The 13,549-nt window shown below is 71.8% G+C and carries 10 protein-coding genes; 8 read left to right on the top strand and 2 right to left on the bottom strand.

Annotated features, from left to right (window positions below; genetic code table 11):
* Nucleotides 1–152: 152 nt before the first annotated feature.
* The 4 genes from OHA72_RS15225 to OHA72_RS15210 all read left to right on the top strand — a co-directional run bounded on the left by OHA72_RS15225 (nt 153) and on the right by OHA72_RS15210 (nt 5,241).
* Nucleotides 153–2,777 (top strand): LuxR C-terminal-related transcriptional regulator, encoded by a 2,625-nt coding sequence (locus tag OHA72_RS15225; protein ID WP_327008474.1) that lies wholly within the window; start codon nt 153–155, stop codon nt 2,775–2,777.
* A gap of 59 nt (nt 2,778–2,836) precedes the next feature.
* On the top strand, nt 2,837–4,081 hold the full coding sequence (locus OHA72_RS15220) for a nicotinate phosphoribosyltransferase (protein WP_327011566.1): 1,245 nt from the start codon (nt 2,837–2,839) through the stop codon (nt 4,079–4,081).
* Nucleotides 4,078–4,650, top strand: coding sequence for an isochorismatase family protein (locus OHA72_RS15215; RefSeq protein ID WP_327008473.1), 573 nt, complete (start codon nt 4,078–4,080; stop codon nt 4,648–4,650). The genes OHA72_RS15220 and OHA72_RS15215 overlap by 4 nt, the downstream gene beginning before the upstream one ends.
* Before the next feature lie 213 nt (nt 4,651–4,863).
* The gene (locus tag OHA72_RS15210; protein ID WP_327008472.1) at nt 4,864–5,241 is read left to right on the top strand and encodes an STAS domain-containing protein; all 378 of its coding nucleotides are present in this window, start codon (nt 4,864–4,866) and stop codon (nt 5,239–5,241) included.
* 2,295 nt (nt 5,242–7,536) lie between these two features.
* Here the strand turns inward: OHA72_RS15210 and ctaD are convergent.
* Both ctaD and OHA72_RS15200 read right to left on the bottom strand, forming a co-directional pair.
* Nucleotides 7,537–9,273, bottom strand: coding sequence for an aa3-type cytochrome oxidase subunit I (gene ctaD / locus OHA72_RS15205; RefSeq protein WP_327008471.1), 1,737 nt, complete (start codon nt 9,271–9,273; stop codon nt 7,537–7,539).
* A 139-nt stretch (nt 9,274–9,412) separates the two neighbouring features.
* Complete coding sequence (locus OHA72_RS15200) at nt 9,413–9,730, bottom strand: hypothetical protein (protein ID WP_327008470.1); 318 nt, start codon at nt 9,728–9,730, stop codon at nt 9,413–9,415.
* 280 nt (nt 9,731–10,010) lie between these two features.
* Between OHA72_RS15200 and OHA72_RS15195 the strand changes: the two genes are divergently transcribed.
* From OHA72_RS15195 to OHA72_RS15180, 4 genes are all read left to right on the top strand, one after another.
* Nucleotides 10,011–11,015, top strand: a complete 1,005-nt coding sequence (locus OHA72_RS15195; RefSeq protein ID WP_327008469.1) for a LacI family DNA-binding transcriptional regulator — start codon at nt 10,011–10,013, stop codon at nt 11,013–11,015.
* Between the two features lie 37 nt (nt 11,016–11,052).
* On the top strand, nt 11,053–11,640 hold the full coding sequence (locus OHA72_RS15190) for a transcriptional regulator (RefSeq protein ID WP_327008468.1): 588 nt from the start codon (nt 11,053–11,055) through the stop codon (nt 11,638–11,640).
* Nucleotides 11,641–11,669: 29 nt separating this feature from the next.
* Nucleotides 11,670–12,410: a carbohydrate-binding protein gene (locus tag OHA72_RS15185; protein WP_327008467.1), complete on the top strand. Its 741-nt coding sequence runs from the start codon at nt 11,670–11,672 to the stop codon at nt 12,408–12,410.
* Between the two features lie 174 nt (nt 12,411–12,584).
* Entirely contained in the window at nt 12,585–13,547 is a 963-nt protein-coding gene (locus tag OHA72_RS15180) for an acetylxylan esterase (protein ID WP_327008466.1), read from the top strand.
* Nucleotides 13,548–13,549 lie beyond the last annotated feature (2 nt).

The raw sequence follows: 13,549 nt of genomic DNA, 5'->3' as shown, positions 1-13,549 counted from the left end.
CTCCTTGTGCACGGCCGGTAAGCATCGGAACGCTACGTGAACAGCCACTTACGGAGGCAGTACTCCGGCTACTCAACTGGGTCCGAACGCACTACTCAAGTTCGTGCTTCGGCGGGTACGCGCAGTAATCGACCTATCGATATGCTGCGACGGTGCCCCCCTGGAGCTTTGTCGGTCGAAACGCTGAACTGGTCCGTCTCTCCGAGGCAGCCACCGGCTCAACCGGTCGCGGCTTAATTCTCGGCGGCCCGCCAGGCATCGGCAAGAGCCGATTGCTGCGCGAGGGTGTCAATGCCCTTGACCAGGACCGGCTCGCAGTCTGGACCGCGACGGCGAACGCCGCCACGGCGGGTCTCCCGCTCGGCGGGCTGGCCCAGGTGCTGCCCCCGGACCAGCCGGCGGGCGGCTCGCCGGCCGGCCTGCTGCGCTGGGCCGTCGACGCCCTGCACCGCCAGGCCGCCGGTCGGCCGATCGTCGTGGCGATCGACGACGCCCACCTGCTCGACCCGCTGTCCGCCGCCCTCGTCTACTACGTCGCCCGGTCCGAGAACGCGACGGTGATCGGCACCGTGCGCACCGGCGAGCCGGTGCACGACCCGATCAGCGCCCTGTGGAAGGACGACCTGGTCGAGCGGATCGAGCTCACCCCGCTGACCCTGCAGGAGACCTCCGACCTGCTGCAGCAGGTGCTCGGCGGCCCGGTCGACTCGGCCTCCGTCGACCGCCTCCAGCAGCTGTCGCAGGGCAACGCGCTGCTGCTGCGCGAGCTGGTCATCGCCGCGCACGCCAGCGGCGAGATCATCGAGAGCTACGGGATGCAGCGCTGGACGGGCAAGGTCGACCTCGCCCCGACGCTGACCGAGGTCGTCGACGCCCGCATCGGCAAGCTCACCCCGCAGGAGCGGGCCGTGCTGGAGCTGGTCGCGTTCGGCGAGCCGATCGGCCTGCCGCTGCTGGTCAGCGCCGCCGACCTGAACACCGTGGAGACCGCCGAGGAGCGGCAGCTGATCCGGGTCGTCGTGGAGGACCGGCGCACCACGGTCCGCCTCGCGCATCCGCTGTACGGCGAGGTCGTGCGCCGCCGCTGCCCGGTGACCCGGGTCCGCCGCCTGCTCGCCGACCTGGCCACGCTCGTGGAGAGCAGTGGCGCCCGGCGCCGCGACGACCTGCTCCGCGTCGCAGTGTGGCGCCTGGACAGCGACACCGCCCGCGACCCGCAGCAGCTGCTGATGGCGTGCCGGCTCGCGTTCGCCACCTATGACATGGCCCTCGCCATGCGGCTGGGCAAGGCCGCCCTCGCCGCCGGCGGCGGGTTCGACGCCGCCGAGACCCTCGCCACGATCCTGATGTTCGTCAACATGCCCCAGGAGGCCGTGGCGATCCTCGACGCCAACGAGGACCACACCGTCGATGAGTCCCAGCGCAGCCGGTGGCTGGCGATCCGGCACATCACCGCGCAGTGGGGCCTCGGCGACCCGACCACCGTCGACGACATCGACCGGCAGGCATACAAGCTCAACGACCTGCGGGAGCGCTCCCTGGTCCTGGCGGTCGAGTCGACGATGCGGCTGCACCGCGGCGACAACGCACAGGCGCTCACGCTGGCCCGCCAGGTCCTCGACAGCGCCGCCAGCGCGCCCGGGCCCCGGGCCCTCGCCCGCAGCAACATGGCGCAGCTGCAGGCCATGCGCGGCACCCCGGTGCAGACCGTCAAGGCGATGGCCGCGGTCGACGCCGAGGCGTCCCAGTGGCGCGCCGAGGTGCCGTACATCCAGCTCGGCATCGAACTCTCCCGCGGCACCGCGATGATCCTCGCCGCCGACCTGGAGGCCGTCGACGCGATCGTCGCCGCCGAGTTCGCCGGCATGGCCGACGCCGGCAACTTCAACATGGGCTCCGGCTACCTGCAGATCGTCCGCGCGCAGGCCGCGAGGCTCCGCGGCCGGCTGACCGAGGCGGCCCGGGCCGCGGCGCAGGCCTGCGCGGCCCGGGCCACCGGCAAGGTCTTCGTGGCGCTCGCCCACGCCGAGCGCGCCCACGTCGCCGCCCTCACCGGGGACGCCGCCGCGGCCGCCGAGGCCTTCGCGATCGCCGAGGCGTCCCACTACCGCTCCATGGAGGTGCTGTACCCGTGGCTGGAGGAGGCCCGGGCCTGGGTCGCGGTCGCCTCCGGTGACGTGACGACCGCCGCGGAGGTGCTGCGGCTGCTCGCGGCCCGCACCCGCAGCGACGGGTTCGCCGCGCACGAGATGTTCGCGCTGTACCACCTGGGCCGGCTGGGCTTCGCAGGCGAGGTCTGTGACCGCCTCGACGCCCTGTCGCACTCCGTCGAGGGCCGCACCGCCCCCGCGATGGCCTGGCACGTGCGGGCGATCGCGGGCGAGGACGGCGGCAGCCTGCTGGCCGTCGCGGAGGAGCTCGCCGATCAGGAGCTCAACCTGTACGCCGCGGAGGCCGCCGCCGGTGCGGTCACGCTGCTGCGGGGCATCCGCTCGCCGCAGACGCCCCGGGCCGCGCAGCGCCTCGCCGAGCTGCGCGTCCTCTGCCCGACCGCGGTCACGCCGGCGCTGGTCGTGCCGCAGCCGATGCTCACCGGCCGGGAGCGGCAGATCGCCCGGCTCGCCGCCGCCGGCGTCCCCTCGAAGGAGATCGCGGACCAGCTGTACCTGTCCTCGCGCACCGTCGACAACCATCTCATGCGGGTCTACGCCAAGCTGGGTGTGACCGGACGCGCAGAACTGGCCGCGGCCCTGCGCTCGCTGCCGCCGGAGGAGTGAATAGTCTTGGCAGCGTGACCTTTGGAAGCGCGCTGCTGACCGACCACTACGAGCTGACGATGCTGTCGGCGGCGCTGCGTGACGGGACCGCGTCGCGCAGCTGCGTCTTCGAGGTGTTCGCCCGCCGCCTGCCGACCGGCCGGCGCTACGGCGTCGTGGCCGGCACCGGGCGGCTGCTGGATCATCTGGCGTCGTTCCGCTTCTCCGCCGACGACGTCGAGTTCCTGCTCGGCCGCGGGGTCGTCGACGCCCAGACCGCGCAGTGGCTGGCGGGCTACCGCTTCACCGGCGACATCGACGGCTACGCCGAGGGCGAGCTGTTCTTCCCCGGCTCGCCGATCCTCACCGTCAGCGGCACCTTCGCCGAGTGCGTGGTCCTGGAGACGCTGATCCTGTCGGTCCTCAACCACGACAGCGCGATCGCCGCCGGCGCCGCCCGGATGGTCACCGCCGCCCGCGGCCGCTCCGTGATTGAGATGGGCTCCCGCCGTACCCACGAGGAGGCCGCAGTCGCCGCGGCACGCGCCGCCTACCTGGCCGGCTTCGCGTACACCTCCAACCTGGAGGCCGGCAGGCGCTACGACATCCCCACCACCGGCACCGCCGCGCACGCCTTCACGCTGCTGCACGACACGGAGCAGGCCGCGTTCGCCTCGCAGGTCGCCACGCTGGGCAAGCAGACCACGCTGCTGGTCGACACGTACGACATCGCCCAGGGCATCCGCAACGCCATCGCGGTCGCCGGCCCCGACCTGCGCGCCGTGCGCATCGACTCCGGCGACCTGTCCGTCCTCGCCGCGCACTCCCGGGCCCTGCTCGACTCCCTCGGCGCGACCGAGACCCAGATCATCGTCTCCGGCGACCTCGACGAGTACGCGATCGCCGCCCTGGCCGCCGAGCCCGTCGACGCGTACGGCGCCGGCACCGCCGTCGTGGTCGGCTCCGGCGCCCCGACCGCCGGCCTGGTCTACAAGCTGGTCGAGGTCGACGGCCGCCCGGTGGTCAAGCGTTCGGAGAACAAGGGCACCGTCGGCGGCCGCAAGACCGCCGTGCGCAGGCACAAGCCGACCGGCACCGCGACCGAGGAGGTCGTCGTGTCCATGGGCGCCCCTGCCGCGGAGCCGAACGACCGCGCGCTGCAGCGGGCCTTCGTCCGCGGTGGCGCGATCGTGCCCGACCTGCCCGACCTGGCCGCCTCCCGCGAGCACCTGCGCCAGTGCCTCATCTCGATCCCCTGGGAGGGGCTCAAGCTGTCCGCCGGTGACCCGGCGGTTCCCGTCCAGATGCTTGGGGGCTCAGCATGACCCGCGCCTTGATCATTGTCGACGTCCAGAACGACTTCTGCGAGGGCGGCTCCCTGGCCGTCGGCGGCGGTGCCGGCGTCGCCGCCGCGATCTCCGCCGCCGTGGCGGCCGGCTCGTGGGACCACGTCGTGGCCACCCAGGACCACCACGTCAACCCCGGCGGCCACTTCGGCAACCCGCCCGACTACGTGACGACCTGGCCCGTGCACTGCGTGGTCGGCACCGGCGGCGTCGACTTCCACCCGTCACTGGACGTGTCCCGCGTCGAGGCCGTGTTCACCAAAGGTGAGTACTCGGCGGCGTACTCCGGCTTCCAGGGCGCCTCGTCCGGCGTCGACCTCGCGTCCTGGCTCCGCGCCAGATCGGTCTCCGCCGTCGACGTCGTCGGCATCGCCACCGACCACTGCGTCCGAGCGACCGCAATCGATGCCAAAAGCGCGGGATTTGTTACATCGGTGCTGCTGGACCTCACCGCGGGCGTCGCCCGGCCAACCGTGGACGCCGCCCTCGCTGAACTGCACGCCGCTGGGGTGACGCTCGTGGGTGAACCGGTCGTATTGTCAAGCTGACCATCCGGTGGATGGCACGCAACTGGACTTGCCGTGTAACAACCGACGTGTACCGTCATCCCGGCAAGCGGTTCCGCACCCGATGTGAGGACTTCTCACGTCACAACGTAAGGACCACCTACACGGAGCGTGGCGAAAAAGGCAAGTCTTCGCTACGCTTGCGGGACCTCGAAGGGTCGTCCATGGTGGGCGACTCAGCACCAGGAGGGTCACGTGAAGTTGTCGATCGAAACCCGCCCTTCAGATCAGCGAGAATCAGTGCTGAGCCTGAGCGGCGAAATCGACTATGAGACCGCTCAGGAGCTTCGCACAGCGGTGAGTTCAGTGCTCGACGGCAACATCGACACGCTCGTCATCGACCTCGCCGGCGTCACGTTCCTCGACTCCACCGGCATCGGCACCCTCGTGGTTGCCAAGCGCATCTGCCACAGCATGGGCGTCAAGCTGCACATTCGCCGCCCAAACCCGTTCATCGCGCGCCTCTTCGCGGTGGTCGGCGTCAGCGACATCCTCGGCGTCCCGATCCCGCCGGGCACCGTCTCCGGCCGGCTCCCACAGCCCCGCGAGCGCGGCGTCACCCAGCCCGCCTGACACCCCGAAGGCCACGATCCGGACCTTGGACCCCGCACGTCCAAGGTCCGCGTTGCCTCTTCACTGGCTCCTTGGGGTACCGGACGGCCGGTTGCGCCCCGTAGCGATCGACTGAACGCTTCGCAGCCCCCTTCCTGAACCCGCCGACCACCGCCACCCGGAGCGACCACAACCCCCGGTCACGCTCCGTGCCGCGCCACTACTCCGGGTCACCACTCCGCGCCTGCCAGCGCCCGCCTCATCCGCGCTCACGACAATTCACCCTCAGGCGTGAATCCCTCCTCCCTCCGGTGCGGTTCGCACACCTTGCCCCGCGGCCTCCAAAACGCGGAGCGGCCCCAGCCCACGCCCCAAGGCTGTCGGCCATCCATGACCACGGAGATTCCCCGGGCACACACCACCACTGATGCTCCGTGATCTGCACCCAGGCCGCCGGTGGTGATGACGGCCAGTTGCACGCCGCTGGGTCTGCCGGTTCAGACGCGCTCGGCGCCATCGCGCCCTATGGCATGGCCGGGAGTTTTTGTCGTGGTCGGCCTTGCCGGTGCCGCCGGTGCGCCGGGACCACGACGAGGCACCCGGCACGAGCGCGGGCGAAGGGGCGGACAAGGCACGGCGGAAGCGGCGAGAAGGACGGCAGCGGCCATCGGCATCGCTGGAAGGCCGACTGTGGTGGTCGGGTGGCTAACGCTGCTCTCCTCGTAGACAGCGCCGCCAGCGGTCTTGTAGGCCCAGGCGGGCGGGCGAAGCCGGGCTCCCAGTTCCTTCTGGTGCCGTCCAGGTCGAGCTCTGGGTCGAATGGTCGGCGCTGTTTTCTGATCCGCGGCGTCGGCGTCGAACTCGTGACTCCAGTGGGCGGGCGGCGCTGAACTCCCGACGGGACTCTTGGCGAGGACGCCAGGCAAGGCGGGAGCACGGCGGGGCGGGACGCCGGGGAAGGCAACTGCCCCAATCCGGGGGCACCCGGAGGCCAGCTGTGATGGTCGGAGGCGCCTAGGACGGGCTGAGCTTCGCGCTGTTCCTCGTAGTGGCGCCGCTAGCGGTCTCGTCGGCGAGCGGGCGGCGAGACCGGCCTCCTAGGCGAGGGCCGGCGGCACGGCCGGGTGGAGCAAACGGAAAAGGCGGCAGCCTCAACCCGGCTAGGAGGGCGCACGGCGGGGCGGGGTCGTGGGAAGGCGACAGCCCAGTCACCAGCACGGCGGGGAGGCGGGCTGTGGTGGTCGGGGACCGCTCAGGGTCGGACGGGCTGGCGCCTGCTCCTCGCACGCGCCACCACTGTCGGCCACGTGGGCCCAGCGGGCTGCGAGACCGGCCTCCCAGGCAAGGAGGGCGGACGGCGGGGCGGGGTCGCAGGAAGGCGGCAGCCCCGATCACCAGCACGGCGGGGAGGCGGGCTGTGGCGGCCTGGGCCGCTCAGGGTCGGACGGGCTGGCGCTTGTCCTCGCACGCGCCGCCGCTGTCGGCCGCGTAAGCCCAGCGACCGCGAGACCAGCCTCCCGCGAGGAGGCCAGGCGAGGGCCAGCGGCGCCGCTGGGCGCCGCGGTGGGGAAGTCGGCATCCAATCTGGCGAGCAGGGCGGGCGCACGGGGGGGTCGCGGGAATGTGGCAGCCCCGATCACCAACGTGGCGGGGAGGCGGGCTGTGGTGGCCTGGGCCGCTCAGGGTCGGGCGGGTCAGCGCCTGCTCCTCGCCCGTGCCACGGCTGTCGACCACGTGGGTCCAGCGGCCGGGGCTGGTCTCCCGCGCGACGCCCTGGCGTGACGGCCAGACGAGGGCTGGCGGCACGGCGGGGCGGGTAGCGGGAAAGGCGGCGGCCCCGACCTGGCGAGGAAGGCGGGCAAAGCGGCGGACACGGCGGGCGGAGCGGACACGGCACGCACCGCAGGCACCGCGGGCGAAGCAGGCACCGCGGGCGAAGCAGGCACCGCGGGCGAAGCAGGGCCGCAGACCGAGCAGGCACCGCAGACCGAGCAGGGGCTGCGGGCGAAGCAGGCACCGCGGGCGAAGCAGGCACCGCGGGCGAAGCAGGCACCGCGGGCGAAGCAGGCACCGCGGGCGGAGCAGGGCCGCGGGCGGAGCAGGGCCGCGGGCGGAGCAGGGCCGCGGGCGGAGCAGGGCCGCAGACCGAGCAGGCACCGCAGACCGAGCAGGGGCTGCGGGCGGAGCGGACACGGCGGACACGGCGGACACGGCAGGCACCGCGGGCGGGGAAGGCGGCAGCCCCGATCACCGGGCCGGCTGGGAGGCCGGGGTGGTGGTCGGGGCTGCTCGGGGTCTTGCTGGGAGTTGAGGGAGCTAGCGCTGTTCCTCGTAGGTGGCGCCGCCGTCGGCTTCGTGGCTCAAGGGGCGGGCGCCGCCGGTTGGTGGGGCGTCCAGGGAGTGGCCTGGGGCGTGAGCCGGGAAGCGGGCGTCGAAGGCCGGGCGCTCCGAGCGGATGCGGGGCATGCTGTCGAAGTTGCGCAGGGGTGGTGGGCAGGAGGTGGCCCACTCGAGGGACATGCCGTGGCCCCAGGGGTCGTTGACCTCGACGACGCGGCCGGTCTTGTAGGACTTCCAGACGTTCCAGAGGAAGGGCAGCGTGGAGAGGCCGGTGATGAACGAGCCGATGGTCGAGACCGTGTTGAGGGTGGTGAAGCCGTCCGACTCGAGGTAGTCGGCGTAGCGGCGGGGCATGCCCTGGGTGCCGAGCCAGTGCTGGACCAGGAAGGTGGTGTGGAAGCCGATCGTGGTGAGCCAGAAGTGGACCTTGCCCAGGCGGTCGTCGAGCATGCGGCCGGTCATCTTCGGGAACCAGAAGTAGATGCCGGCGTAGACCGCGAACACGATCGTGCCGAAGAGCACGTAGTGGAAGTGGGCGACCACGAAATACGTGTCGGAGACGTGGAAGTCGATCGGGGGGCTGGCGAGCAGGACGCCGGAGAGGCCGCCGAAGAGGAAGGTCACCAGGAAGCCGATGGCGAAGAGCATCGGGGTCTCGAAGGTGATCTGGCCCCGCCACATGGTGCCGATCCAGTTGAAGAACTTCATGCCGGTCGGGACGGCGATGACGAAGCTCAGGAACGAGAAGAACGGCATGAGCACCTGGCCGGTCGCGAACATGTGGTGGGCCCACACGCTCATCGACAGGGCACCGATCGCGATGGTCGCGCCGACGAGGCCCTTGTAGCCGAAGACGGGCTTGCGGCTGAAGACCGGGATGACCTCCGTGATGATGCCGAAGAACGGCAGCGCCACGATGTACACCTCGGGGTGGCCGAAGAACCAGAACAGGTGCTGCCAGAGCATCGCGCCGCCGGTCTCCGCGTCATAGACGTGGGCGCCGAGGCGGCGGTCGGCCTCCAGGGCGAGCAGGGCGGCGGCCAGGATCGGGAAGACCATGATGACCAGGACGCTGGTGACCAGGATGTTCCACGTGAACATCGGCATGCGGAACATGGTCATGCCGGGCGCCCGGAGGGTCAGCACCGTGGTGATCATGTTGACGGCGCCGAGGATGGTGCCGAGGCCAGAGAGGACCAGGCCGACGATCCACAGGTCGGCGCCGACGCCGGGCGAGTGGATGATGCTGTTGAGCGGGGCATAGGCGAACCAGCCGAAGTCGGCGGCGCCGCCCGGCGTGATGAAGCCGACCAGCGTGATCGAGCCACCGAACGCGTAGAGCCAGTAGGCGAACGCGTTGAGCCGGGGGAACGACACGTCCGGCGCGCCGATCTGCAGCGGCGTGATGTAGTTCGCGAAGGCGAACACGATCGGCGTCGCGAAGAACAGCAGCATGATCGTGCCGTGCATCGTGAACAGCTGGTTGTACTGCTCCGGGGAGAGGAACTGCAGACCCGGCCGGGCCAGCTCGGCGCGCATGAGCAGCGCCATGAAGCCGCCCACCATGAAGAACACGAACGACGTGATGAGATACATCAGGCCGATCTGCTTCGCGTCCGTGGTGCGCAACAGCCGAGCGAACGCCGAGCCCTTGACCGGCTGATGCACCGGCCAAGGCCTGGTGACGATCGGCTTTGGTGCAACGGTGGTCACGAAAGGCCTCCTGAGGCTGTTGAACCCGCTGGCGAGCCAGCTCCGCGAGGTGGCCGCCCGATCACCAGCGCGATCAACACGTCACCTCGGAGGCAGGATAGTCTCCCGCTCCGACACAAAAACGCTGGGGGCACAAGACCTACCGGGTAGCAGGCACAGAGCCTCCCGCCGCGCCGAGGTTGAAGGTGATGGCACCGGCGGCGATCGCGGCAAGCACCAGAAGGATGATCCCCCAGAAGATCAACCGGTCCGCCGCGGTCGGCTCCTTCCACGCCCCCGCGATCCGGGTCGTGACCGGGACGGGCTCAGGGGCCACCGAGGTGTCGGCCGAAGGATCGGCGGCGGCAGCCGGCGCCGGGGTCCGGGCGGGCAGCGCGCGGAGCAGGATCAGGGTCGCGCCGGCGAGCACCAGCAGGACCCCGAGCACGGTGATGATGACGGCGATCCAGTCACGCATCGCGATCTCCAAGATAGAAGCGACCAGGCAGAGGCGACCGAGCAGCGGCAGGCGACGACCGGCAGCACCGACAGGCTAGGAGATCCACGCAGCTCACACCAGAGCCGTCACCGCCCGGGAGCGCTCACGGCCACCCGCGTGACGAGCGGTGAAATTTACAGTGGAAACCCCGGTAGCGAAACCTGGCGGCAATCTCGTGTTGACAGTGCGGAAACCGTGTACGACGCTCCCGTATGGAAGCGCTCCCAAAATCGACGCCTTGCTATCCGAGGAGGTCGCGATGTCGATTACCGCCGCTGCCGAACACCCCACCCTCGCCCATGTCGCCGCGCTTGCCGGTGTTTCTTCCGCCACCGCCTCCCGCGTGCTCAACGGCTCCGCCCGAGTCAGCCCAACCGCACGTCAGCAGGTCCGTGACGCCGTCGACCGGCTCGGCTACGTCCGGCAGCGCGCCGCCCGCGCCGTCGACCGTCGCCCCCGCTCGGTCGCCGCCGTGGTCTGCGAGCCCAACGCACGACTGTTCGCCGATCCGTTCTACTCCCGCGTCCTCGCGGGCGCCAGTGCCGCGTTCGCCGAACGCGACATGCCCATGCTGCTCGCCGCCGGGGAACGACCGGCGTCACTGCAGCGCTACCTCAGCAGCGGCCACATCGACGGCGTGCTGCTGATCTACTGCCGCAGCAGCCACCCCCTGGTCGTGACCCTGCCCGCGCTCGGCGTGCCGGTGACGCTCATCGGACGGCCGCTGCAGACCAGCACGCTGCCGTACGTGGACGCCGACAACCGGGGCGGCGCCCGGCAGGCCGTCGAGCACCTCGCCCGCACCGGGCGGAAACGGATCGTCACGATCGCCGGCCCGCCGGACGTGTCCGCCGGCGTGGACCGGCTCGCGGGGTTCCGCGAAGGACTGGAACGGGCCGGCCTGGAGCCCGGTCCGATCGCCTACGGCGACTTCACCCGGCCCGCGGGCGTGCACGCCATGACCAGGCTGCTCGACCACCGGCCGACCCTCGACGCGGTGTTCGCCGCGTCGGACCTGATGGCCGTCGGGGCGCTGCACGCGCTGCGGCAGGCGGGCCGGCGGGTGCCGGAGGACGTCGCCGTCATCGGCTTCGACGACCTGCCCCTGGCCGCGTTCACCCAGCCGCCGCTCACCACGATCAAGCAACCGGTCGAGGAGATCGGCGCCGCCGCGGCCCGCCAGCTGCTGGCGCTCATGAACGGCGACCACGCGGAGGCGTCCCCGGTCCTGCCGACGACCCTGGTACGGAGGCAGTCGGCGTGATGCATCCAAACGGGGCCCCTCCGACGAACAGAAGGGTATGCAACGGCTACTGGAGGCGGCCCGGTCGCTCGACACCGGCACGGTCGCGCGCACCGTCCGGGAGCTGATGGCCGAGCACGGCGTGACGGAGATCTGGACGGCGGTGTGCGTCCCGGCCCTGCATCAGGTGACCGGTGACGTCGCCGTCGAACACGCCCTCAGCCAGGGCGTGGCGCACGGTCTGGATCTCGTCAGCGCGCCACGCCACGACGACATCAGGACCAACCACGTCCTGCTGGCGTGCGCTCCCCGGGAAGCGCACTCGCTGCCGCTGCGCGCCCTGGCCGCGGCACTGTTCGAGCGGCGGATCGGCACGTTCCTGCTCGGCGCCGAGGTGCCGTGGAGCGCGCTGAGGGCGGCGGTGCGCCGGACCGTGCCCGGCACCGCGATCGTCTGGTCGCAGCAGCCGGGCACCGCCGACCCGGCCACGCTGCGCGCCCTCGCGGACCGGTTCCCCGGCACCCGGTTCGCGGCGGCCGGGCCCGGCTGGGACCCCGCGCCGGCCGGGCTGCCGCACCTGACGTCGATCGAGGTCGCCGTCTCCGCGTGTGTACCGGTGGCCGCCGGTCGTGCACCCGACGAATAGATCACCCGGAACCCGCTAGTGTGCCGGGCATGATCGAGGTGGGCCCGCCCGCGTACACCGGGAAGCGCAGGGCAGGCATCGACGGTCAGCCACGCTACGTGTTCGCCGCGGTGCTCATCGTCGTCGCGCTGGTGGTCCTGCTGCTGCGGATCATGACCGGCGGCGGCAGCCCGCACCCCGAGGCCCAGCCGACGTTCGAGCCACCGGCGCCGCTCGTGCCCGCCGGGGAGAGCACCGCGGCGATGACGCCGGCCGTCACGCACTTCCCCGGCGTCAGGCCCAGCCGCACCTCCGCCGGCCCGTCGGCGACGAGTCCCGCACCGTCCGCGTCAGCGCCGCCGCAGAGCCCGGGCACGAGCCCGAGCGCGAGCGCGACCGGTACACCGGCGAAAACGATCGAAGCAGAGGCGGCGGCGAACCGGCGACCCGGTCAGATGACGGTCCGCGAGGTCTCCGCCGCGTCGGGTGGCCGGGCCGTCACCGGTGTCGGCAACAACCGCGTCCTGGAGTTCACCGGCGTCACCGCGCAACGCCCCGGCGAGGTGACGGTCACGGTCGCCTACCTGTCCACCGAGGACCGCTCCTGCCTGCTGCGCGCCGGCCGCGGCAGCTGGCAGCAGGTCAGGTTCCCCGCCAGCGGCGCCTGGGACCGGGTCGCGACGGTCACGCTGACGCTGCGCCTCGAGGCGGGCCAGAACACGATCGAGGCCGGAAACACCACCGGCAGATGGTGTCCCGACCTCGATCGCATCACCGTTGCCCCCCGCTGACCACCCCAGCCGCGGCAACATGATGTGGAACGTTTGGCGTGACCGTGCGCCGGGTGGACCATCCAGGGAGGCTTCCGGTTTTTTCCGGCGCCGGTCACACACCAAATATGCGGGCCGGACCTGAGTCGCACCCGTAATCGCGCTGGGAAGTTCCTGGTAATAGGGTTTCCGGGCATGGCGCTCTTCGACCTGCCCCTCACCGAGCTGCGGCAGCACCGCAGCGCGACGCCCGAGCCCGCCGACTTCGACGCGTTCTGGTCCGCGACCCTCGAGCAGGCCCGGGAGCTCGCCGCGCCCGCGGTGCTCACCGCCGCCGACACCGGCCTGCGCGCCGTCGACACGACCGACGTGACATTCACCGGCTACGGCGGCCAACCGGTCAAGGCGTGGCTGAACCGGCCCGCAGGAGCCGAGGGACCCCTTCCCGTCGTCGTGGAGTTCATCGGGTACGGCGGCGGCCGCGGCTACCCGCACGACTGGCTGCTGTGGTCGGCGGCCGGGTACGCCCACCTCGTCATGGACACCCGCGGGCAGGGTGGCGGCTGGCGGGCCGGCGAGACCCCCGACCCGGACGGCTCGGGCCCGCAGTCGCCGGGGTTCCTCACCCGCGGGGTCCTCGACCCGCACACGTTCTACTACCGCCGCCTGATCACCGACGCCGTGCGGGCCGTCGAGACCGCCAGGGCGCTGCCGTTCGCCTCCGACGTCCTGGTCAGCGGCATCAGCCAGGGCGGCGGCCTCGCCCTGGCCGCGGCGGCCCTCAGCGACCAGGTGGCCGGGGTGATCGCCGGGGTGCCGTTCCTGTGCGACATCCGCCGCGCGGTGACGATCACCGACCGCGCGCCGTACGCGGAGTTCGTCGCCTTCTGCCGGCTGGACCCGGCGCGGGCCGCCCGGGCGCTGTCCACTGTGGACTACGTGGACGGGGTGCACTTCGCACCCAGGATCACGGCGCCGGCGCTGGTGTCCGCGGCGCTCATGGACCTGACCTGCCCGCCGTCGACGGTGTTCGCGGCGTACAACGCGCTCGGCGGCCCCAAGGAGCTCGAGCTGTACGAATGGGACGGTCACGACGGCGGCCAGGGCCACTTCTCGGCACGCTGCGTCACGTTCGCCAACACCCTGCTCGGGCGGTGAGG

Origin of the sequence: Dactylosporangium sp. NBC_01737, assembly GCF_035963215.1 — a bacterium.
GTDB lineage: Bacteria > Actinomycetota > Actinomycetes > Mycobacteriales > Micromonosporaceae > Dactylosporangium.
Note: the sequence above shows the minus strand (reverse complement) of the source record. Positions and strands in the feature narration are given on the sequence as shown.

What these genes read in the sequence shown, in the direction of transcription:
- OHA72_RS15185 (WP_327008467.1), top strand. Translation starts at nt 11,670, where the DNA reads ATGATCGAGGTGGGCCCGCCCGCGTACACCGGGAAGCGCAGGGCAGGC.
- OHA72_RS15180 (WP_327008466.1), top strand. Translation starts at nt 12,585, where the DNA reads ATGGCGCTCTTCGACCTGCCCCTCACCGAGCTGCGGCAGCACCGCAGC.
- OHA72_RS15190 (WP_327008468.1), top strand. Translation starts at nt 11,053, where the DNA reads ATGCAACGGCTACTGGAGGCGGCCCGGTCGCTCGACACCGGCACGGTC.
- OHA72_RS15200 (WP_327008470.1), bottom strand. Translation starts at nt 9,730, where the DNA reads ATGCGTGACTGGATCGCCGTCATCATCACCGTGCTCGGGGTCCTGCTG.
- OHA72_RS15195 (WP_327008469.1), top strand. Translation starts at nt 10,011, where the DNA reads ATGTCGATTACCGCCGCTGCCGAACACCCCACCCTCGCCCATGTCGCC.
- OHA72_RS15220 (WP_327011566.1), top strand. Translation starts at nt 2,837, where the DNA reads ATGCTGTCGGCGGCGCTGCGTGACGGGACCGCGTCGCGCAGCTGCGTC.
- OHA72_RS15215 (WP_327008473.1), top strand. Translation starts at nt 4,078, where the DNA reads ATGACCCGCGCCTTGATCATTGTCGACGTCCAGAACGACTTCTGCGAG.